Raw genomic sequence first — 20,862 nt, forward strand, 5'->3', positions numbered from 1 at the left:
TAGAACCCTCGCCGAGAACGTGAGGTAGTAGCGGGCGCTAGTGTGGAGCCTGCTCTACACGACGTTCAGGCCCCATTCGCAATCGGCTCAGGAGTGCAATCGGTGTTCGAATCCCTTTCCGACAGGTTGACCGGGACCCTCAAAGACCTGCGTGGCAAGGGGCGTCTGTCGCCTGCCGATATCGATGCCACCGCCCGCGAAATTCGACTTGCCCTGCTCGAAGCCGACGTGGCGCTTCCAGTGGTGCGCGAGTTCATCACGCGAATCAAGACGCGAGCCAAGGGTGCCGAGGTTTCGGGTGCGCTCAATCCTGCCCAGCAGGTCGTCAAGATCGTCAACGAAGAACTCGTCGGGATTCTCGGCGGTGAGACCCGCCGACTGACTTTCGCGAAGACACCTCCGACCGTCGTCATGCTGGCAGGACTGCAGGGCTCCGGTAAGACCACACTTGCCGGCAAGCTCGCCAAGTGGTTGAAGGATCAGGGGCACACGCCCCTTCTGGTTGCCTGCGATCTGCAGCGGCCGGGTGCCGTCAGTCAGCTTCAGATCGTCGGAGAACGCGCGGGCGCGGCAGTGTTCGCCCCGCACCCTGGCACGTCCATCGGAGGCGGGGATAACGCGCTGGGAGTCTCGGCGGCCGATCCTGTCGAGGTTGCTCGCGCCGGTGTTGCCGAGGCCAGGAACAAGCAGTACGACATCGTCATCGTCGATACGGCGGGCCGCCTCGGCATCGATACCGAACTGATGAATCAGGCCGCAGGCATCCGAGATGCGGTCCAGCCGGACGAAACCCTGTTCGTCCTCGATGCGATGGTCGGCCAGGACGCCGTGAGCACGGCGCAAGCTTTCCGTGACGGTGTCGGTTTCACCGGTGTCGTGCTGACCAAGCTCGACGGTGATGCACGTGGCGGCGCTGCACTGAGTGTGCGCGAGGTGACCGGCGCCCCGATCATGTTCGCTTCAACGGGTGAGAAGCTCGAAGACTTCGACGTGTTCCACCCCGACCGGATGGCCAGTCGGATTCTCGGAATGGGTGACGTTCTCAGCCTCATCGAGCAGGCAGAGCAGCATTTCGACGCGGAACAGGCCGAAGCGACCGCGAACAAGATCGGGTCGGGGCAGCTGACGCTGGACGACTTCCTCGAACAGATGATGGCCGTTCGCAAAATGGGCCCGATCGGCAATTTGCTCGGCATGCTTCCCGGTGCGGGCCAGATGAAGGAACTGGCCAATGTGGACGAGAAGCAACTCGATCGCGTGCAAGCGATTATTCGTGGCATGACGCCACTCGAGCGCACCGACCCGAAGATCATCAATGCCTCCCGCAGGCTGCGTATCGCGAACGGATCCGGTGTCAAGGTTTCCGACGTCAACCAACTCGTCGACCGCTTCTTCGAAGCGCGCAAGATGATGTCGGCCATGGCAGGTCGCATGGGGATGCCGGGCGCACGCAAGCAGGTCCGCAGCAAGAAGGGCAAAAAAGGTAAGAAGGGCGCTCGTGGCCCAACCCAGCCGAAGATCCGTGGTGGCTTCCCGGGGATGCCGGGTGGCATGCCCGCCGGTATGCCCGATCTATCCGGTATGCCCAAGGGGCTCGATCAGATGCCGCCGGGCCTCGAAGGCCTCGACCTGTCCCAGCTGAAGCTGCCCAAGAAGTAGACCGGAATGGTCGGATTCAGAGTTCGGGGCCGGGTGCTGCCGTCCGAGGAACTCGTCGAACTGTGGATCGTGGATGGCCTCGTCTCGGTCGAACCGGTGGTGGGTGCGCAGACTCTGTGCGAGGACGGCTGGATTCTCCCCGGACTCGTCGACGCGCACTGTCACGTCGGTATCAAGTACGGCGGCGGCCATGAGGACCTTCCCGGCGCAGTCGAGCAGGCGAAGACCGAGCGTGATGTCGGAGCACTGCTGCTTCGCGATGCAGGATCGCCCATCGACACCAGAGAACTCGACGAGTACGAAGATCTGCCGCGGATAATTCGCGCTGGACGGCACATCGCCATGCCCAAGCGGTACATCCCGGGGTTGGCCGTCGATATCGAGGACGAATCGCAACTGCCGGAAGCTGTTGCGCAGCAGGCGCGATCGGGTGACGGTTGGGTCAAGCTGGTCGGTGACTGGATTGACAGAAGCGTCGGGGACCTCAGCCCACTGTGGGACGAGGCGATCCTGAAGAAGGCAATCGATGCAGCGCACGCCGAAGGTGCTCGGGTTACCGCGCACGTGTTCGGTGAGGACGCGCTCCCAGGCTTGATCGGGGCCGGGATCGACTGCATCGAGCACGGCACCGGGCTGACGGACGCGACGATAGAGCAAATGGTCGAGCACGGGACCGCCCTTGTACCGACGCTGATCAATATCGAGACGTTTCCCGATATAGCGGCTTCGGCCGGCAAGTATCCGGTCTACGCGCGACACATGCGGGAACTTCACGGTCGAGTGGCGTCGACCATCGGACGAGCACACGATGCCGGTATACCGATCTTTGCGGGGACCGATGCAGGCGGATCCATTCGGCATGGACGGATTGCCGAGGAGGTGCAGGCACTCGAACGCGTGGGAATGACCGCGACCGAAGCCCTGGGAGCAGCGTGCTGGGACGCCAGATCGTGGCTCGGTCATCCCGGACTCGAGCACGGAGCGTCCGCCGATCTGCTGATCTACACGGCGGATCCACGCAAGGGGCCGGATGTGCTGTCGGCGCCCGACGTCGTAATGCTTCGTGGTGTCCCGATCGAACGAAAATGACCCGACCGGGTCCGAGTGAACCCGAGAACCTTCCGCCGAGTTGGGCCGGGATGGCCCCGATGAACGCTGTTCATCACCAGAGCACCGGGTACTCGGATCGCTACTGGCGGGCCGAGTTGCTGGCTGCGAAACGGCGAAGCGGTCAGAGATGGGGGATTCCAGCAGCGGCGGCCGTGCTTGCCCTCAACCTCGCGGGCTTTCTCGCTTTGCCGTGGTTGATCGACACCGACTCCTCGCCCGCGTACGTGCTGGCGATCATGCTTCCCAGTGTCCTGGCTGCGAGCCTTGCATTCGTGATCACCGCGCGCCGAGGGAACGGCCCCGTCGTGGACTTCGGCCTGCCGACCTCGCTGTCCGAATGGGGAGTTCAGGTTCGATCCGGAATCGCCTGGGGAGCCGCTGCCTTGGCGGGCGGTCTGTTACTCGCGCTGCTTGTCTTGGCTCGTACCGATCTCGAGAGTGGATCACCGCTCGGAAACCTGGTCGCCATACCCACACCCTGGAAAGTCGCGTTGGTGGCGTGGATCTGGATCGGCGCCCCGTTCTGCGAGGAAGTGATGTTCCGGGGGATGCTGTGGGGTGCGCTCGAACGGCGTGCAGCGCCGATGAGGATGTCTTGGTTGGGAAACAGATGGGTGGTTCTGGTGGTCACGGCAGTCGTGTTCGCGCTGTGGCATCGCGAAGGATGGCGTTTCCTAGTATTGGTGTGGGGCGGATTCGCTATCGGCATCGCCCGAATGCGGACCGGTTCGGTAGTGGCATCCACCACCGCTCACTCGGTGAACAACACCCTGCCGGCGCTGGCGATTCTCTCTCTGGCAGAATAAGCAGCTGTTCGCCCGTCCAACGGTTACGTACCGCACGGCGGTCACAACACCTCCATCGCAAAACCGGGTGCGCATCCCAAGCGCACCGCAGAATTGCGGCGTGACCAACTCGAAAGGCTCTATTTTTCATGGCTGTCAAGATCAAGCTCATGCGTATCGGCAAGATCCGCACCCCGCACTACCGCGTCGTCATCGCTGACTCTCGCACTCGCCGCAACGGCCGTGCGATCGAGACCATCGGCAAGTACGAGCCCAAGCAGGACCCCAGCATCATCGACATCGATTCCGAGCGCGCGCAGTACTGGCTCGGAGTCGGCGCTATCCCGACCGAGCCGGTCGAAGCACTGCTGAAGATCACCGGTGATTGGCAGAAGTTCAAGGGCCTTCCGGGCACCGAGGGCACGCTTCGCTTCGCAGAGGCCAAGCCTTCCAAGCTGGACCTCTTCAACGCTGCACTGGCTCAGGCCGACGCCGAGCCGCTCGGCGACGCTACGACCGCCAAGAAGAAGAAGGCTCCGAAGGCCGACGAGGCTGCAAAGGCCGATGAGACGGCCAAGGCCGATGATTCAGCTGCGGCCGAGACCGCAGAAGCTCCGGCCGCCGAGGCTGCTGAGAAGTGAGTGCCGTTGTCGCCGACGCCGTCGAACATCTCGTTCGTGGCATCGTCGCCAATCCTGACGACGTTCGCGTCGAACTGATCACCGGACGTCGTGGGCGCACCGTGGAAGTTCACGTGCACCCAGACGATCTGGGAAAGGTCATCGGACGCGGCGGTCGGACGGCAACTGCGTTGCGTACCTTGGTCTCCGGAATCGGCGGTCGCGGCATTCGCGTCGACGTCGTCGATACCGATCAGTAGGTAATCTCGCAATGGAGCTCGTAATCGGTCGTGTCGCCAAGTCGCACGGCATCAAAGGTGAAGTGGTAGTCGATGTTCGCACCGACGAACCGGACGAACGCTTTGCTGTAGGAACGGTGCTGCACGGGCGCAAGCCGCGAGTATCGACCGATACAACCGAATACACGGTGGAGGCCGCCCGGGACCACTCCGGGCGGCTTTTGCTGCGCTTGAAAGGCGTCGACGACCGCAGCGTGTCCGACGCTCTTCGCGGCACACTGTTCGTGATCGATTCCAAGGATCTGCCGACCTCGTCGGACGATGACGACGAATTCTACGATCATGAGCTCGAGGGCCTGTCGGTCCGTCTGTCCGACGGTACTGTCGTCGGTACGATCCGAGAGGTGCTGCACTCGGCGGCGGGGGAGTTGTTGTCCATCCGCCCCGCCGACGGCAGCCGCGCAGAGTTACTCGTCCCGTTCGTTGCCGCGATCGTGACGTCGGTGTCGCTTGCCGGCGGTGTCGTCGTGATCGATCCGCCCGAGGGTCTACTGGATCCGGAGTAGCGCAGTGCAGCTCGATATCGTAACGATATTTCCCGAGTACCTGACACCCCTTCGAACTGCTTTGCTGGGCAAGGCAATCGACAAGGGGCTCGTCTCGGTAGGGGTTCACGATCTGAGGTCGTGGACCAATGACGTGCACAAAGCCGTCGACGATTCGCCCTACGGTGGTGGACCAGGAATGGTCATGAAATCCACTGTCTGGGGTGACGCACTCGATGACGTACTCGCAGAAGACTCACTACTCGTAGTTCCGACGCCTGCTGGCGTGCCCTTCACGCAGCGAACCGCCGAGCGGTGGGCGGGCGAACGCCATCTGGTGTTTGCTTGTGGCCGGTACGAAGGCATCGATCAGCGAGTCTTCGACGACGCAGCACGACGTGTGCGCGTCGAAGAAGTGAGTATCGGTGATTACGTCCTCATCGGCGGCGAGGCCGCAGTCCTGGTGATGAGTGAGGCCGTGGTACGGCTCCTGCCGGGTGTGCTCGGCAATCAGCAATCGCACCAACAAGATTCGTTCTCCGATGGATTGCTCGAGGGCCCCAGCTACACCAGGCCGGTGAGTTGGCGTGGACTCGAGGTCCCCGACGTACTTCTCTCCGGCGACCATGCGCGGATCGCAGCGTGGCGCGCCGAGCAGTCCCTCCGGCGTACCGCCGAGCGTCGACCGGATCTGTTGTCGGACTGAACTGTTCGGTTCAGGGGAGAGGCTAGCTGCCGATCGTTCCGTCCGGAAACAGCATCGTCACGACGCCGGTGAGCGTGTCGCGAGCGTGCTGAGCGCTACTGTCGTCGGTGACGTCTACAACCGCGGTGTCAGGATAGTGCTCCATATCGTCCTCGTAATGAATCTCCTCGCGAGAAACTAATGCCAACACGTAGCGATTGTCGATGCCTATGGTGCCCGTCGACAGATGAATCCATCGGTCGGCGATGCAGCACATCCACCCCTGTTTGACCGCGTAGACCGGCTCGGCCGGTAGGCCGTCGACAATTCCGAAATGCTGGTGATACCCATCGGTGGCCACCGGAGCCGACTGTCGGAGAAGCCCGATCATCGTTGCGGTCGATGCGGGTGAGAGTCCGCCGATGCCGTCGAGCAGTCGTGTGTAGTAGGCAACGAGGTCGGCAGCGGTCGACATCGTGTTCCACCACAGGTCATCCCACGGCGGTGTGGTCGCGGTCAATCCGTAGCGCTCGGTCACGCGCGTGATGATCTCGGACCCACCGTACCTGTCCCACAAGTAGTTTGCGGCAAAGTCGTCCGAAGACTCGAGCATCGTCGTCAACGACTCCAGGTCTTCTTCGGCAACCGGGACCTGGCTCACATCCGCCCCGTGCAGAACGTCGTCGGCGATGAACAGCTTGGATACCGACGCTGTTTCGATCGGTTCGGCATCGCCGCTGGCAAAGTACGCACCGGTCTCGCGATCGAGGAAAGCAAAATCGACCTCCGCGCCACGCCCGAGGGCCGACGCCACGGCTTCGGGGATACGCGAGTCGATGGACATGTCATCGACGGTGGCCGTGTCGGGAAAAGGTGATTCGGAGGTATCGATCGCGAGCGCGGCCGGAGTGTCGTCGGGGGCGCTGCATCCAGTGGAAAGAATCGATACCGCGGCGACAAGTGCCGTGACCGACACCGCCAGGACTTGCAACGGCCTGGACATGTCGGCAATCTCCCACGATGGTCACTGATGATCTCGTCATACAGTAGCGGTAGGGTCCAACGCCGTGACGACTGCTCTGAAATCTGTGAACAAGCGCATAGCCGAAGAACTCGACGTCCGCGAGGAGCAGGTCCGCGCGGCCGTGGATCTGTTGGACGGCGGTTCGACCGTTCCGTTCATCGCTCGGTATCGGAAGGAGGTTACCGGCAGCCTCGACGACGCCCAGCTCCGGCAGCTCGACGAGCGTCTGCGGTACCTCCGCGAACTCGACGAGCGACGTGATGCGGTCATCGAATCGATTCGATCCCAAGGCAAGCTCGATGAGACACTCGAGCAGTCTCTGATGTCGGCCGAGACGAAAGCCCGAGTCGAGGACATCTACCTGCCGTTCAAGCCGAAGCGCAGAACGAAGGCTCAGATCGCGCGGGAGGCCGGGCACGAGCCTGTCGCCGATGCACTCATCTCCGATCCGAGTACCGACCCGGCGCAGTACGACACCGAACAACTCGACGGTGCACGCGCAATCCTTGTCGAACGTTTCGCAGAGGATCCGGATCTGGTGGGCGAACTTCGTGAGCTCATGTGGACCCGCGGCAAGTTGACGGCATCGGTCCGTAAGGGCAAAGAGGATGAAGGCTCCAAATTTGCGGACTACTTCGAATTCTCCGAACCCTTCACCAGATTGCCTTCGCACCGGATTCTCGCTGCATTGCGCGGAGAGAAGGAGGAGATTCTCTCCCTGGGCCTCGAACCGGAGCAGGAGGAAACGCAGCCTGGAGTTCCCACGGTCTACGAAGGGCGCATCGCGAGGAAGTTCGACATCGCCGATCGTGGCCGCGCCGCTGACCGCTGGCTCCTCGACACCGTGCGTTGGGCGTGGCGGACCAAGCTTCTGGTGACCATGGCGATCGATGTTCGGATGCGTCTTCGGCAGTCCGCCGAAAAGGACGCGGTGGATGTGTTCGCGTCCAATCTGAAGGACTTGTTGCTTGCCGCCCCTGCAGGTAACCGTTCGACGATGGGTCTCGATCCGGGATTTCGGACAGGCACCAAAGTTGCAGTGGTGGACTCGACGGGCAAGGTCGTCGACTACGACACGATCTATCCTCACAAGCCTCAAGGAAAATGGGACCAGGCGCTCGCGACCCTGGCGGCGTTGGCCTCGAAGCACTCGGTTCAGTTGATCGCAATCGGAAACGGCACGGCCTCACGCGAAACCGACGCGCTCGCGGCGGAGCTCATCGCCAAATACCCAGCGGCAGGATTGACCAAGATCGTTGTTTCCGAAGCGGGCGCATCGGTGTACTCCGCATCGGCATACGCCTCGAGCGAGTTGCCCGAGCTGGACGTGACTATTCGCGGCGCAGTTTCCATTGCGCGACGGCTCCAAGATCCGTTGGCGGAACTGGTGAAGATCGATCCGAAATCCATCGGGGTCGGTCAGTACCAGCACGATATTTCCGAGGCATTGTTGGCCAGGTCCCTCGGTGCCGTCGTGGAGGATGCCGTGAACGCTGTCGGGGTCGACGTCAATACAGCCTCCGTTCCGCTGTTGTCCAGGGTGTCGGGAATTGCTGGTTCACTCGCCGAAAGCATCGTTGCGCATCGTGATCAACACGGTCCTTTCGCTAGCCGCTCCAAGCTCAAAGATGTCGCACGGCTCGGTCCGAAGGCGTTCGAGCAGTGTGCAGGATTCCTGCGCATCGTCGACGGGGACGATCCGCTCGATCGGTCGAGCGTCCACCCTGAGGCATACCCGGTAGTTCGGCGCATCGTCGACACGGCCGGTGTGGGGGTACGCGAGGTGATCGGCAACAGCACATTGCTGCGCGCGCTCGATCCACGAAAGTTCGCCGACGATCGATTCGGCCTACCGACCGTCACGGACATCATCGCCGAACTCGAAAAGCCCGGTAGGGATCCGCGTCCGGAGTTCAAGACCGCAACCTTCGCGGCTGGTATCGAGAAGATCGCAGATCTGAAGCCGGGGATGACGCTCGAAGGCGTCGTGACGAACGTTGCGGCATTCGGCGCCTTCGTCGATGTCGGCGTTCACCAGGACGGGTTGGTGCACGTTTCGGCGTTATCGCACAACTTTGTCAAGGATCCACGTGAGGTGGTCAAGTCGGGCCAGGTGGTCAAGGTCAAGGTCATGGAGGTCGACATCGCCCGTCAGCGCATCGGCCTGAGCTTGCGCCTCGACGACGAGCCTGGTGCCGGATCGAAGGACAAGTCTCGTGGCGGCCAGTCGGAGCGGCGCCAAGCGCCACGCAAGGAAGACCGCGGCAACGATAATCGCGGAGGTGACAACCGTGGAGGGCGCGGAGGTGACAACCGTGGAGGGCGCGGAGGTGACAACCGTGGAGGGTCTGGGCCCCAAGTCAGTACTCCCGCAGGTGGCTCCATGGCAGACGCGCTCCGGAACGCAGGATTCGGCAAATAGAGTTCGGCGTAGTAGTCAGCGAGCTCAGAATCGTGCGCATTCGACAGATGTCGAACCGACTGTGAGAAGGGTGGGTCACGGTGAGTGAGTGGCTGGATCGGGAGATCATCGAGCATGGCCGACTCCCTCTCCTGTGCTTCCTCATCGGTTTCTTGGTCGGGTTCGCTGTCATTCGACTCAGCGTTCGATTGATCCGGGCGCAGGTGAAGTGGTGGCCGGGAAACATCACTCCCGGTGGTCGGCACATCCATCACGTTGTGTTCGGGATCGTGCTGATGCTCGTCGCCGGCGTTGCACTTATCACGGTGTACGAGGACGGAACGACCGAGACAGGTGCCGCACTCGCTTCGTTGTTCGGGGTCGGTTCGGCGCTTGTTCTCGACGAGTTCGCGTTGATCTTCTATCTCGAGGATGTCTACTGGTCCGAACAAGGCAGAACGTCGATCGATGCGGTGTTCGTCGCGACGGCGGCAACAGGGTTGCTTCTGCTGGGATTTCACCCACTCGAACTTCTGAACGTCACCGACATTCGCCGCGACCCCAACCCCTGGGTCAGGGCGGGGTACACAGCGCTTGCCCTATTTCACCTCGCTGTCTGCGCAGTCGTTGTGCTCAAGGGGAAGATCTGGACGGGATTGATCGGTTTGTTCGTAGCGCCGATTCTTTACGTCGGTGCGATCCGGCTGAGCAGGCCCGGAGCGCCCTGGGCGCGCTGGTACTACACGAGCAGGCCCAAGCGGATGGAGCGAGCACTTCGGCGCGAGCGCACCATCAGACGTCCGACGATCAGGGCCAAGGTCTACCTTCAGGACCTGATTGCCGGGAAACCGAGTATTGGCCACGCCGTCGAAGCGACCGAATGCGAACTGGACAGGACCGTTCGTCCGGCGGCGCCACCTCCAGTGCCGGTGGCCTCTGCAGAGTGATTCGATTTCGCAACCAGGGTCTCTCTCTGGCACAATAGGCGGGTTGCCTGTGCAAGGCACAACCCTAATCGGAGTACGAACCAGCCGAGCCCCGTTCGCGGGGCCGCTCGGTTCCTCTGCTCATGCGAAGAACGCAAGGATGGACCTACCGATGAACACTCTGGACTTCTTGGACAACAAGTCGCTTCGCAGCGACATTCCTGCCTTCCGCCCAGGCGACACGTTGAACGTGCACGTCAAGGTTATCGAAGGCTCGAAAGAGCGCATTCAGATCTTCAAGGGCGTCGTGATTCGTCGCCAGGGTGGTGGCGTTCGTGAGACGTTCACCGTCCGTAAGGTTTCGTTCGGTGTCGGTGTCGAGCGCACCTTCCCGGTTCACAGCCCGAACATCGCCGAGTTCGAGGTTCTGACTCGTGGAGATGTTCGTCGCGCGAAGCTCTACTACCTCCGTGACCTTCGTGGCAAGGCTGCCAAGATCAAGGAAAAGCGCTGATTGCGGTCACTTCCGCCCAGCTTTGAAAAGCGCCGCATCGCCCCTCGGGTCGGTGTGGCGCTTTCTTGTTCTCATCACCGCTGCTCGTTTGGTCGCCACGCGTCGATGCACCGTTCGAAGCTCGGAGAGACTGCGGCTAATAAACACACGAAGACTGGGGCTAATCTAGTGCCGTGACAGATTCCCAGCAGGATCCGAACCGGCCGTCCGATTCGCACAGTGAGAAGTCGGAAGAGACGCGTCGTGAGAAAAAGCCTCGATCCTTCTGGCGTGAACTGCCGATACTGATACTCGTCGCGTTGGTTCTGAGCTTCCTGCTCCAGACATTCGTTGCCCGCGTGTATCTGATTCCGTCCGAATCGATGGAACCGACGCTGCATGGCTGCGCCGGGTGCACCGGAGATCGCATCGTCGTGGAGAAGATCGGCTATCGCTTCGGAGACCCCAAGCCGGGTGACGTCATCGTCTTCCGTGGCCCTGACTCGTGGAACAGCGAATTCACCTCCCACAGGTCGTCGAACGCGATAATCCGTGGCGCCGAGGAAGTCGGCTCGCTGATCGGTGTCGTCGCACCGGACGAAAACGATCTCGTCAAACGTGTGATCGCCACCGGGGGACAGACCGTAGAGTGCTGCGACGCTCAGGGGCGTGTTCTCGTGGACGGTAAGCCGCTCGACGAACCCTATATTCAGATGGACTTCCCGTTTACGCCTGACGTCATGACCTGCGATACCGAGCTGAAGTCCGGTCGTTGCTTTGCGCCCGTGACCGTGCCCGAGGGCAACGTCTGGGTCATGGGTGACAATCGAAGCAATTCGGCCGATTCGCGGTTCCATGTCTCGGACGAGCTGATGGGGACCGTGCCGATCGACAATGTGATCGGCAAGGCGTTCCTCATCGCACTGCCGCCATCGCGGTTCGGCACCCTCGACTCGCCCGACATCCAGGGACAGTGAGCTGAACACGGGCAATGAGTAGTTCGAGTCGATCACGAGGTCGTCCACCGTGGCCACCGCGTCCTGTCATTCGTCGCTCTTCGGGGCTGCGGACGATGGAGTCCGCACTCGAACGCAATGGACTGGGGCCGGTGGCAGGCGTCGACGAAGCAGGGCGGGGTGCATGTGCCGGACCGCTGACCGTCGCCGCCTGTGTGCTCGGCGGGAAAGCACACCCCGCGCTGGCAGATCTGAATGATTCGAAGAAGTTGACCGAGAAGCGTCGTGAGGAACTGTTTCCGAAGATCCAACGGCTGGCGCTCGCCTGGAGTGTGGTGTTCATCGATGCCGATGAGATCGATCGAATCGGTGTCCATGTCGCCAACATCGAGGGAATGCGAAGAGCTGTGGCAGGTCTTTCGATGATGCCCGGATATGTTCTCACCGACGGATTTCGGGTGCCTGGACTGCCGGTTCCGTCGCTCCCGGTGATCGGCGGCGACGCGACGGCCGCGTGCATTGCTGCGGCCAGTGTTCTCGCCAAGGTATCGCGAGACCGAGTGATGGTCGAGATGGATGCAGAAATCCCTGGTTACGGCTTCGCGGTTCACAAGGGTTACAGCACCAAAGCTCATGCGGTAGCGATGTCGGAACTCGGGCCGTGCTCGCAACACCGAATGTCGTACGCCAACGTTGCGGCTGCCGCGGCAGGCAGGACCGACGAAGTAGCGTCGGTCCTGGGCCGAATGGACTGCGATGAACGCAATGCGCGATGATTGAACTTCATGCCAGCCGACGGAGGATGAGAACTAACCGATGAGTGCCGAGGATCTCGAAAAGTACGAAACCGAGATGGAGCTCTCGTTGTATCGGGAGTACCGGGACATCGTCGGTCAGTTCAACTATGTGGTCGAGACTGAGCGCCGGTTCTATCTCGCCAACTCCGTCGAACTCATTCCCCACAACGCGGACGGCGAGATCTATTTCGAGCTGCGAATGTCCGATTCCTGGGTGTGGGATATGTACCGACCGGCACGTTTCGTCAAGCATGTTCGGGTGATCACGTTCAAGGACGTCAACATCGAGGAACTCGAGAAAACCGACCTGCGTTTGCCCGAGTAGACCATTTCCCGTGTCGGTAACACTGTGGCTGCTGTTGATTGCGGCCGGCACCTATCTCGTGGGCCGGCGACGCTCGCGCAAGACGCTCGTCATGTGTGCTCAATTGATCGGTGCAGCCGCGCTATGCTTCGTACTGGGTCAGGTTTTGTGGTCGATTGTGCAGCAGTAACTTTTCAGCTCAGTGAATCGCCGCAATCGGTGATCGAATAGCGTGAGAGTCAATTCCATATTGAGTGCAGGACAAGGGAATTGGCTGCTCGCCTGTTTTGCGGATGTCTCGAAATCGGCTGTCTTTGCTCAATATGAAAGCTGAAACGTTGCTGTGGATTTCTGTCCAATGTTGGGAGAATGAGCCAATTGGTGGTAGAAACGGCTCTATAAGCACTTCCCTCGACTGTTAGAGGTTCGGACATGGCACGCAAGACACTCGTCCAAATGATCGATGATGTCGACGGTTCGGTCATCAAGGACGGACAGGGTGAGACCATCGAATTCAGTATCGGTGGCAATCAGTACAGCATCGACCTGAACCTGAAGCATGCAAACGAACTGCACGAGCAGTTGGCATTCTGGATCGAGCATTCAGAGAAAGTATCGGGTCGTCGAGCACGCAAGACTTCACCGGCCTCCGCCCGTGGCAAGGTCGACCTGCAGGACATTCGCGCATGGGCGCGGGAAAATGGTTATGACGTGAGCGCACGCGGTCGAATCAGCCAGGACGTGCAAGCAGCGTACGAAGCAGCGCATTGAGTTCATTTCACGCAGGGAGTTAATCTCGCGTAGGGATTTCATCCACGTAGCTGGACTTCGAGCAATGCCCCGACCAAGAAGGTTGGGGCATTGCTTTGTTTGTGGTGCCTTCGGGGGTGTGGTGCCATGCACATGGGTACGTCACGTATGCCCCCCGACGAGTTGAATTTCAGTGGTAATCCACAGGCGATTCGCTTGTCCACAGGGTGATTCTCGAGCTGCGAGGATGCGGATCCTCGGTCCTTCCTTGGCGCATCGTCGGTTGTGGGTTCGGCAGATCGGCGAACCGACGACCGTGGGGAGTGCGATGTCCAATTCGGACTTGGGGGCGCGCGGGGAGGCTTTGGCCGCTCTGCGTCTGGTCGATAGCGGAATGGAAATAGTCGAGAGAAATTGGCGATGCCGGTACGGGGAACTCGACATAGTCGCGCGTGAGGGCGAGGTTCTCGTCTTCGTCGAGGTGAAAACCCGTTCGGGGACCGGCTACGGAACTCCGGCAGAGTCGGTGACGTACGCGAAACAGCAGCGGATACGTAAGCTCGCGCTGGCCTGGCTGGAGAACCGTGACAGCCCCTGGGTGAGAATGCGTTTCGACGTGGTCGCTATCGTGATGGCACGAGGTGCCGATCCGGTCGTGACGCATTTGCGTGGGGTGTTCTGATGGCACTGGGCCGCGCTTTCTCGGTGGCCGTGTCCGGTGTGGATGGCCAAGTAGTGGAGATCGAAGCAGATATCGGCCGCGGATTGCCGGGAATTCATTTGGTAGGACTCCCGGACACAGCGTTGAACGAGTCACGAGACCGAGTAAAGGCGGCCGTAACGAACTCTGGCAATAGTTGGCCGGATTCTCGTGTAATTCTGGCACTATCCCCAGCTACTTTGCCGAAAGTAGGCTCCGTCTACGACCTCGGCCTTGCGTTGGCGGTTCTGGATGCAGCCAGACAGATCCCGCGGCGATCGCTCGAAAAGACCGTTTTCCTAGGCGAATTGGCATTGGATGGACGCCTTCGTCCGGTGCGCGGCGTTCTGCCAGGTGTGTTGGCAGTCAAACGGGCGAGGTGGTCACGAGTGGTGGTGCCGATCGCGGCACTGGCAGAAGCAGGTCTTGTCGACGGTATCGAAGTGCTCGGGGCAGGGTCGTTGAAGGAAGTCGTCGAATGGCTCCGGGGGGAAGTCGAATTGAGCCGGCCGATTCCCGGGCAATTCGGGCAAGACGTGGAATATCCGGATATGAGCGAGGTAGTCGGCCAGTCCGAGGCGAGGTGGGCCTTGGAAGTCGCTGCGGCCGGTGCGCATCACGTCATGCTGACCGGACCTCCGGGAATCGGCAAGACGATGTTGGCACAACGACTTCCAGGAATTCTCCCACCCCTGACCGAATCGGAGGCATTGGAGGTGACCGCAATTCATTCGGTTGCAGGCCTGTTGACCACAGAGCGGCCGTTGATTTCCTCGCCACCTTTCATCGCGCCTCACCATTCGACGTCGGTGAGCGCGCTCGTGGGCGGTGGAACCGGCATGGCGAAGCCAGGTGCAGTCAGTCGAGCGCACCGGGGCGTCCTCTTCCTCGACGAATGTGCCGAGATGGGTCTGAAAGTACTGGAGGCGTTGAGAACTCCGTTGGAGGACGGCGAGATCAGGATTGCGCGCCGCGATGGCGTGGCTCGGTATCCGGCACGTTTTCAATTGGTGTTGGCTGCGAATCCGTGCCCGTGTGCGCCGGCCAGAAATGCCGATTGTGTTTGTGCGCCGATGGTTCGGCGAAAGTACCTCGGCAAGCTGTCCGGTCCGCTTCTCGACCGCGTCGATCTGCGTATCGCCATGATGGGAGTGGCTACCGGTGCATTGACGGACGAGCTCGGAGAGACCACCGAGCACGTGCGTGCCCGCGTCATCGCGGCACGCGAGCAGGCAGCCGAACGTTGGCGCGAATACGGGTGGCGGACAAACGCCGAGGTTCCTGGACCTGCGCTGCGGCAGAAGTTCACACTCTCGCGTGAAGCCTTGGTTCCGGTCGAGAGAGCGCTTCGTAATGGTTCGCTGACCGCCCGAGGTGCCGATCGTGCTCTTCGCGTTTCCTGGACTTTGAACGATCTGGCGGGGGGAGACATGCCAGGCATCGGCGAGGTGGGAGCCGCTTTGGACTTTCGAGACAGGGGGACGAGGTGACGACGCACGATCCACGGCGCCTGGCCTGGGCGTACCTCTCTCGTGTTGCTCAGGGGCCACATCGGGTACTTCGCGACTTCGCAGCCGAGGCAGGTCCCGAAGGTGCCGCCGATGCCGTCTCCCGTGGGGCACTCGGTGAGCGATTGCAGGTCCGCTCGCATATCGACACTGCACGCGCGGACCTCGATCTTGTTGCATCTCTGGGTGGTCGGCTCATCACCCCCGATGATGACGAGTGGCCGATGTGGAAACTTCTCGCGTTCGACGGTGCTGGGATGCCGGTGGGCACCGATCAATGTGCGCCGTTGTCCTTGTGGGTTCTCGGCGCAGCTTCCGTGGCGGAGTTGACCGAGCGAGCCGTGTCGATCGTCGGTACACGTGCCGCCACGGCGTACGGCGAGCACGTGACTGCCGAGATTGCCGGAGATTTGGCAGTCGACGGCTGGACGGTTTTATCGGGGGCGGCATTCGGGATCGATGCGGCCGCCCATCGAGCTGCATTGGGCGTGGGCGGTTCGACCGTGGCGGTACTCGCGTGCGGAGTCGACCGAGCATATCCCTCGGGACACTCCCGGTTGCTTCACCGAATAGCACAAACGGGGGCCGTTATCAGTGAGTACGCCCCCGGCACGACGCCGGCCAAACACCGCTTTCTCGCTCGCAATCGATTGGTCGCAGGCCTCGGGTCGGCTGTGGTCATCGTGGAGGCTGGTTGGCGCAGCGGTGCACGCAACACAGCTGGGTGGGCTCGCAAACTCGGACGCCCGGTACTTGCAGTTCCGGGTCCAGTGACGTCGGCGGCATCGAAGGGTTGCCACCGGATGATTCGTGAAGGCGAAGCGCGTTTGGTTGCCGATGCCCACGATGTGGTCGCCGAAGCAGGAATGGCGGGGGAGACCGACGAGGGTAGGCCCTCGATGTTCCGCGATATCGATGCATTGTCAGAGTCGGCGTTGTTGGTGTACGAGGCGCTACCTGCGACCGGAACTCTTTCGCCGCGTGAGCTTTCCGATGTGTCGTCGTTGCCTCTGACTACTGTTCGATCGGTATTGCCTCTGTTGGAACTGGACGGGTTCGTAGCAAGTGACGAGACCGGGTGGTCCCGGGTGGTTCGCACGTGAGCAACCTGGGGAACCACCGGGAACGGTAGGGTGTTAGGTAACACTTACTCCTCTAGGCAGCAAAACTATGTCAACAGCTCGGAAAGGCTGAAAAGTGGCACGACGCAAAACCGTCCTGACCGTCCTCCGTACGGAATCACTGACACCGCACATGCAACGGGTGTATCTCGGCGATCCAGGATTCGAGGACTTCCAACCGGTCGACTTCACCGACTCGTACGTAAAGCTCGCATTCGGCTCGGAGGACGCGGAAGTCAAGCGCACCTACACGGTGCGCTCTGTCGATGTCGACGCTCGCGAGATTGCGATCGACTTCGTCGTCCACGGTGACGAGGGCATTGCCGGGCCTTGGGCGGCCAACGCGAAGGCAGGCGACCGCATCGGCCTCTATGGCCCCAACGGCGCTTACAAGCCGCGTCCAGAGGCGGATTGGCATCTCTTCGCCGGCGACGAATCTGCTATCCCAGCCATCTCCGCTGCGGTCGAGGCACTGCCGGAAGACGCGATTGCGAAGGTGTTCGTCGAGGTGTCGGACCGCAAGGACGAAATCTATATGGAGACGCTTGCGCTCGTGGACGTCACGTGGATTCACCGCGGGGCCGGTTCCGGCGAGGTCGGTGACGACAAGGCCGGGGACAACTCACCGCTGATCGAGGCCGTTCGAAATACCGAATGGCTACCGGGCCAGGCCCAGGTGTTCATTCATGGCGAAGCACAGGCCGTGATGCACAACCTGCGCGGCTACGTGCGTAAAGACCGAGGTGTTCCTGCTGAGTGGGCTTCGATCTCCGGCTACTGGAGACGCGGACGCACCGAGGAGACCTTCCGGGTGTGGAAGCGTGAGTTGGCCGAGGCCGAAGCGTGACCGGCTAGCGACGGACGTCCTGTCTCGGCGCATGAACAAGGTGAGAGGTCCGGCGCGGCTGGTTGCTCCCCGGCAGTGCAGCGGTAAGGCTGTGTGAATGGCCGAAGACGAGCTCCCACCGACGCTGCGCGTACACCTCGAGGAGTATGCCGAGCATCTCGAGATCGGACGCAACCGATCGGTCAACACCGTGCGTGCATACGTGGCCGATGCAGAGTCGTTGCTCCGTCATCTCATCCGGCGTGACGCGTCGGCAACGCTGGCCGACCTCGATCTGCGGGTACTCCGGTCCTGGCTGGCGGATCAGGCTCGGCACGGATCCGCTAGAACGTCGATGGCCAGACGCACGTCTTCGGCCCGTGCCTTCACCGCATGGCTCACTCGTAGTGCCCGCATGACCTCAGATCCAGCGTTGCGTTTGGCAACACCGGCGGTCCGGCGCTCACTGCCTTCGGTTCTCAAGCAGAGTCAAGCCTCCGAGGCGCTGACCCAGGCCCAATCCGGCGCGGCAGAACTCGATCCACTTGCACTGAGAGATCGCTTGATAGTGGAAATGTTGTACGCCACCGGAATCCGAGTCGGCGAGCTGTGCGGACTCGACCTCGACGACATCGATGCCGATCGACGAGTGGTCCGCGTGATCGGAAAGGGTGACAAAGAACGTTCGGCACCGTACGGAGTTCCAGCGGCGCACGCCCTCGAGGCCTGGTCGTTGCACGGGCGTCCGGCGTTGAGCAACGATCGTTCGGGACGCGCGCTGCTGCTGGGTCGCAGAGGCGCCCGTATAGATCCCCGCCAGGCCCGGACGGCTGTGCACGAGGTCGTGTCGGCGGTACCCGGTGCACCCGACATAGGGCCGCACGGGTTGAGGCACTCCGCGGCCACCCACCTTCTCGAGGGCGGTGCCGATCTTCGGGTGGTACAGGAGTTGCTCGGGCATGCTTCCCTTGCAACCACTCAGATCTACACTCACGTGTCGGTGGAGCGATTGCGGGCGGTGCACGACCAAGCGCATCCGCGAGCGTGAACCACCCTTGTCGCGGGCGAGTTTGGTAGCGTCGTGGCGAAACAAACCGTACGCAAAGTATTGTGTTGCGTAACTGCTGCTCAGTTCGAAAACTGCAATGGAGTCCAAAGCTGAAGTCGAAATCCGGATACGGGGGGACCGTGGACCGCGAACAACCACAAGGCGCTAGCGCCGCGTGGTCGATCCGTGCCCAGGCGAGTTCTGGTCATCCTTTTCGATCGAACTCGTCGCCGATCGAGCCGGTGTGGACACAGGCATCGTCCGCAGACTCGGGTTCGCGTAGCGACGAACCCGCGACCGGCGACCGGCAAGTGGCCCCGTGGCAATCGAGTCGGTCGACCGATCGCCAGGCGCCACCGCGCTACGCTCCACCCTCGCAAGTGGTTCCCGACCCTGCTCGCAACGATCGCGTCGATGACTGGACCCCACCGTGGTCGGGTCCTTCTGCCGTCCGTTCCCAGCAGATTCAGCCCGTCAGCGGTCGAGCCCCCAGTAGTCGAACTCCTAGTAGTCGAACCCCCAACGGCTATCCGCCCAGCGATCCGGCCTCCGGTGCAACACCGGGACCGAATCAGCCGTTCGGAGCGCAGTACCAGCCGACCAGCCAGGATCTCGCTCCCGACACACTCCTCAAGCGTCCGCGGCGCACTTCCTCGTCGGGCTGGCGTAAGGGGGTACATCGACTTACCGGTGGGGTGATCAATCCTGGTGAATCGACTGCTGAGGAGCGCTACCGCAACCAAGTGGAGCGCATAAGGCAACCTGTTCTGGGTGACTATCGCATCGCGTTTCTCTCGCTCAAAGGTGGTGTCGGCAAGACCACGACGACCCTGGGCCTCGGTTCGACTTTCGCGTCGCTGCGCGGTGACTGCGTAATCGCGGTAGATGCGAATCCCGATTTCGGAACCCTGGGTGAACGGGTCCCGCGTCAGACGTCGTCGACGGTGCGCGACCTGCTGGCGGATGCTCCCAACGTTCGACGCTATTCCGACATCCGTGCGCATACCTCGCAAGCGCCGAGTCGATTGGAAGTTCTTGCCGGGGAACGCGATCCCGCGGCATCGGAAATGTTCGGCGAAGAGGACTATCGTTCCGTCATCGATATGCTCCAGGTCTATTACAACTTGATATTGACCGACTGCGGCACGGGCATCATGCACTCGGCGATGAACGGCGTGCTGCAACTGGCAAACGCACTCGTGCTCGTCTCCTCACCCGCTGTCGATGGCGCGCGTAGCGCAGCGGCCACGCTCGATTGGCTTCAGCTGCACGGTTATGGGCACTTGGTCGAGCGCACGGTGGTCGTGATCAGTTCGGTTCGGCCCGGTTCGTCGGCGGTCGATATGAACTTGCTGACTCAGCATTTCTTGGAACGGTGCCGCGCAGTGCTCGTCGTACCGTTCGACGAGCATTTGGCCGAGGGTGCCGTGGTCGATCTGGACCTTCTTCGTCCGCAGACGCGCTCGGCGTTCGTCGAGCTTGCGGCGATGGTGGCCGATGATTTTCCGGCAGCATCCGGACGGCATTCGGGCCCGAGTTGGCGCTGAATCGGGTGCGTCTGGCTCACGCGGATTTGTCCCTCGATTCGTGGGCCCATTCGAATTCGGTTGTACTCGAACCTCGTTCGAGCTAGCTCGCGTGAAGAGGCTTGAGTCGAATCGGTGTGAAGTGGACCAGCGCCAACGGGTCGAGGTACTCCCGGCCTCGTCGCACACCCCAGTGCAGACACACTTCCGTGCAGCTGGGATGACCCGGTTCGAGCTTGCCGACGATCTCTGAGGCTCTGACCCGCATCCCGGCGTGGACCGAGGCGGTCACCGGTTCGTAAGTGGTGCGAAGTCCGCCTGGGTGGTCGATCGAGACCACGGGTTTTCCTGCTACTCGGCCCGCGAACACGACTGTGCCAGGCCCTGCTGCGCGGACTGCCTGATTGGAGCTCCCTGCCAGGTCGGCGCCGCGATGGCCGGGGAGCCAGTCATGCTCGGGAGGGTCGAAAACGGTGATCACTGCGGGTCGCGGCGACAACGGCCAGTGAAATGCCTGCGACGGGCTCGGAGGGGAAGCTCCGGACGGGGAGGCGTCGGCCGGGCCGGCGGCGGCCGAGATCAGCGTGATGACGAGGGCTGCTGCCAGGACTTTCATGGTATTCAGAATGTCGGTTCAGGCAATTCTTCAGGGTGCAGTTGTACTGCCTGTGGACAGACGGAAAGTTTGTCCACATATCTCGTCGTCCCTTGACCTCCGCCCTGGTTATGAGCTGCGGCTTTCAGGCCGTACACTGTCGGAGCGACCTGTGCCCGCACGGGTCGACTTCGCGCGTCCGCGTCTTGAGGCAGCCATTTCGTTAATGGAAGTCACATACCCG

The 20,862-nt window shown here is 61.7% G+C and carries 23 protein-coding genes; 21 read left to right on the top strand and 2 right to left on the bottom strand.

Annotated elements, in window-relative coordinates; genetic code table 11:
* Positions 1 to 102: 102 nt before the first annotated feature.
* From ffh to trmD, 7 genes are all read left to right on the top strand, one after another.
* Complete coding sequence (gene ffh, locus BJD99_RS18190) at positions 103 to 1,659, top strand: signal recognition particle protein (RefSeq protein WP_084348939.1); 1,557 nt, start codon at positions 103 to 105, stop codon at positions 1,657 to 1,659.
* Positions 1,660 to 1,665: 6 nt separating this feature from the next.
* Positions 1,666 to 2,748 carry an amidohydrolase family protein gene (locus BJD99_RS18195; RefSeq protein ID WP_084348589.1) on the top strand — a complete coding sequence of 361 codons (1,083 nt, stop codon included), beginning with the start codon at positions 1,666 to 1,668 and terminating at the stop codon, positions 2,746 to 2,748.
* On the top strand, positions 2,745 to 3,575 hold the full coding sequence (locus BJD99_RS18200; RefSeq protein ID WP_084348590.1) for a CPBP family intramembrane glutamic endopeptidase: 831 nt from the start codon (positions 2,745 to 2,747) through the stop codon (positions 3,573 to 3,575). The genes BJD99_RS18195 and BJD99_RS18200 overlap by 4 nt, the downstream gene beginning before the upstream one ends.
* 128 nt (positions 3,576 to 3,703) lie before the next feature.
* Positions 3,704 to 4,195: a 30S ribosomal protein S16 gene (gene rpsP / locus BJD99_RS18205; RefSeq protein ID WP_084348591.1), complete on the top strand. Its 492-nt coding sequence runs from the start codon at positions 3,704 to 3,706 to the stop codon at positions 4,193 to 4,195.
* Complete coding sequence (locus BJD99_RS18210; RefSeq protein WP_003939023.1) at positions 4,192 to 4,434, top strand: RNA-binding protein; 243 nt, start codon at positions 4,192 to 4,194, stop codon at positions 4,432 to 4,434. Before rpsP ends, BJD99_RS18210 begins: the two co-directional genes overlap by 4 nt.
* A gap of 11 nt (positions 4,435 to 4,445) precedes the next feature.
* Positions 4,446 to 4,979: a ribosome maturation factor RimM gene (rimM, locus tag BJD99_RS18215; RefSeq protein WP_084348592.1), complete on the top strand. Its 534-nt coding sequence runs from the start codon at positions 4,446 to 4,448 to the stop codon at positions 4,977 to 4,979.
* Between the two features lie 4 nt (positions 4,980 to 4,983).
* Positions 4,984 to 5,664, top strand: coding sequence for a tRNA (guanosine(37)-N1)-methyltransferase TrmD (gene trmD, locus BJD99_RS18220; RefSeq protein ID WP_084348593.1), 681 nt, complete (start codon positions 4,984 to 4,986; stop codon positions 5,662 to 5,664).
* 22 nt (positions 5,665 to 5,686) lie between these two features.
* Here trmD and BJD99_RS18225 read toward each other — a convergent pair whose 3' ends face one another.
* A complete protein-coding gene (locus BJD99_RS18225; RefSeq protein ID WP_084348594.1) occupies positions 5,687 to 6,646 on the bottom strand; it encodes a serine hydrolase in 960 nt (319 codons plus the stop codon).
* A 64-nt stretch (positions 6,647 to 6,710) separates the two neighbouring features.
* Here BJD99_RS18225 and BJD99_RS18230 point away from each other — a divergent pair, with 64 nt between their 5' ends.
* The 14 genes from BJD99_RS18230 to BJD99_RS18290 all read left to right on the top strand — a co-directional run bounded on the left by BJD99_RS18230 (position 6,711) and on the right by BJD99_RS18290 (position 20,044).
* Entirely contained in the window at positions 6,711 to 9,089 is a 2,379-nt protein-coding gene (locus BJD99_RS18230) for a Tex family protein (protein ID WP_179142404.1), read from the top strand.
* 80 nt (positions 9,090 to 9,169) lie between these two features.
* Entirely contained in the window at positions 9,170 to 10,015 is an 846-nt protein-coding gene (locus BJD99_RS18235; protein WP_179142405.1) for a hypothetical protein, read from the top strand.
* Between the two features lie 151 nt (positions 10,016 to 10,166).
* On the top strand, positions 10,167 to 10,508 hold the full coding sequence (rplS, locus tag BJD99_RS18240; protein ID WP_084348942.1) for a 50S ribosomal protein L19: 342 nt from the start codon (positions 10,167 to 10,169) through the stop codon (positions 10,506 to 10,508).
* 173 nt (positions 10,509 to 10,681) lie between these two features.
* A complete protein-coding gene (gene lepB / locus BJD99_RS18245) occupies positions 10,682 to 11,464 on the top strand; it encodes a signal peptidase I (RefSeq protein ID WP_084348595.1) in 783 nt (260 codons plus the stop codon).
* A gap of 14 nt (positions 11,465 to 11,478) precedes the next feature.
* The gene (locus BJD99_RS18250) at positions 11,479 to 12,219 is read left to right on the top strand and encodes a ribonuclease HII (protein ID WP_084348596.1); all 741 of its coding nucleotides are present in this window, start codon (positions 11,479 to 11,481) and stop codon (positions 12,217 to 12,219) included.
* 40 nt (positions 12,220 to 12,259) lie between these two features.
* A complete protein-coding gene (locus BJD99_RS18255; protein ID WP_084348597.1) occupies positions 12,260 to 12,565 on the top strand; it encodes a DUF2469 domain-containing protein in 306 nt (101 codons plus the stop codon).
* Positions 12,566 to 12,575: 10 nt separating this feature from the next.
* Positions 12,576 to 12,734, top strand: coding sequence for a hypothetical protein (locus BJD99_RS21060; RefSeq protein WP_168708264.1), 159 nt, complete (start codon positions 12,576 to 12,578; stop codon positions 12,732 to 12,734).
* A 242-nt stretch (positions 12,735 to 12,976) separates the two neighbouring features.
* A complete protein-coding gene (locus BJD99_RS18260; protein WP_084348598.1) occupies positions 12,977 to 13,315 on the top strand; it encodes an Lsr2 family protein in 339 nt (112 codons plus the stop codon).
* 307 nt (positions 13,316 to 13,622) lie between these two features.
* Positions 13,623 to 13,976, top strand: a complete 354-nt coding sequence (locus BJD99_RS18265) for a YraN family protein (RefSeq protein WP_084348943.1) — start codon at positions 13,623 to 13,625, stop codon at positions 13,974 to 13,976.
* A complete protein-coding gene (locus BJD99_RS18270) occupies positions 13,976 to 15,484 on the top strand; it encodes a YifB family Mg chelatase-like AAA ATPase (protein WP_084348599.1) in 1,509 nt (502 codons plus the stop codon). The genes BJD99_RS18265 and BJD99_RS18270 overlap by 1 nt, the downstream gene beginning before the upstream one ends.
* Positions 15,481 to 16,605 carry a DNA-processing protein DprA gene (dprA, locus tag BJD99_RS18275; RefSeq protein WP_084348600.1) on the top strand — a complete coding sequence of 375 codons (1,125 nt, stop codon included), beginning with the start codon at positions 15,481 to 15,483 and terminating at the stop codon, positions 16,603 to 16,605. Before BJD99_RS18270 ends, dprA begins: the two co-directional genes overlap by 4 nt.
* 94 nt (positions 16,606 to 16,699) lie before the next feature.
* A complete protein-coding gene (locus BJD99_RS18280) occupies positions 16,700 to 17,470 on the top strand; it encodes a siderophore-interacting protein (RefSeq protein ID WP_084348601.1) in 771 nt (256 codons plus the stop codon).
* 97 nt (positions 17,471 to 17,567) lie between these two features.
* Positions 17,568 to 18,497: a tyrosine recombinase XerC gene (locus BJD99_RS18285; RefSeq protein ID WP_084348602.1), complete on the top strand. Its 930-nt coding sequence runs from the start codon at positions 17,568 to 17,570 to the stop codon at positions 18,495 to 18,497.
* A gap of 380 nt (positions 18,498 to 18,877) precedes the next feature.
* Entirely contained in the window at positions 18,878 to 20,044 is a 1,167-nt protein-coding gene (locus BJD99_RS18290) for a MinD/ParA family protein (RefSeq protein WP_373270560.1), read from the top strand.
* Between the two features lie 82 nt (positions 20,045 to 20,126).
* Here the strand turns inward: BJD99_RS18290 and BJD99_RS18295 are convergent, their stop codons facing one another.
* Positions 20,127 to 20,639 carry a M23 family metallopeptidase gene (locus BJD99_RS18295; RefSeq protein WP_084348604.1) on the bottom strand — a complete coding sequence of 171 codons (513 nt, stop codon included), beginning with the start codon at positions 20,637 to 20,639 and terminating at the stop codon, positions 20,127 to 20,129.
* Positions 20,640 to 20,862 lie beyond the last annotated feature (223 nt).

The organism is Rhodococcus sp. 1163 (assembly GCF_002091985.1).
Lineage (GTDB): Bacteria > Actinomycetota > Actinomycetes > Mycobacteriales > Mycobacteriaceae > Rhodococcoides.

Coding starts and splice junctions, on each gene's coding strand:
- BJD99_RS18270 (WP_084348599.1), top strand. CDS start 13,976: ATGGCACTGGGCCGCGCTTTCTCGGTGGCCGTGTCCGGTGTGGATGGC.
- BJD99_RS18285 (WP_084348602.1), top strand. CDS start 17,568: ATGGCCGAAGACGAGCTCCCACCGACGCTGCGCGTACACCTCGAGGAG.
- BJD99_RS18260 (WP_084348598.1), top strand. CDS start 12,977: ATGGCACGCAAGACACTCGTCCAAATGATCGATGATGTCGACGGTTCG.
- BJD99_RS18265 (WP_084348943.1), top strand. CDS start 13,623: ATGTCCAATTCGGACTTGGGGGCGCGCGGGGAGGCTTTGGCCGCTCTG.
- BJD99_RS18200 (WP_084348590.1), top strand. CDS start 2,745: ATGACCCGACCGGGTCCGAGTGAACCCGAGAACCTTCCGCCGAGTTGG.
- rpsP (WP_084348591.1), top strand. CDS start 3,704: ATGGCTGTCAAGATCAAGCTCATGCGTATCGGCAAGATCCGCACCCCG.
- BJD99_RS18255 (WP_084348597.1), top strand. CDS start 12,260: ATGAGTGCCGAGGATCTCGAAAAGTACGAAACCGAGATGGAGCTCTCG.
- BJD99_RS18225 (WP_084348594.1), bottom strand. CDS start 6,646: ATGTCCAGGCCGTTGCAAGTCCTGGCGGTGTCGGTCACGGCACTTGTC.
- BJD99_RS18295 (WP_084348604.1), bottom strand. CDS start 20,639: ATGAAAGTCCTGGCAGCAGCCCTCGTCATCACGCTGATCTCGGCCGCC.
- rplS (WP_084348942.1), top strand. CDS start 10,167: ATGAACACTCTGGACTTCTTGGACAACAAGTCGCTTCGCAGCGACATT.
- BJD99_RS18250 (WP_084348596.1), top strand. CDS start 11,479: ATGAGTAGTTCGAGTCGATCACGAGGTCGTCCACCGTGGCCACCGCGT.
- rimM (WP_084348592.1), top strand. CDS start 4,446: ATGGAGCTCGTAATCGGTCGTGTCGCCAAGTCGCACGGCATCAAAGGT.
- BJD99_RS18195 (WP_084348589.1), top strand. CDS start 1,666: ATGGTCGGATTCAGAGTTCGGGGCCGGGTGCTGCCGTCCGAGGAACTC.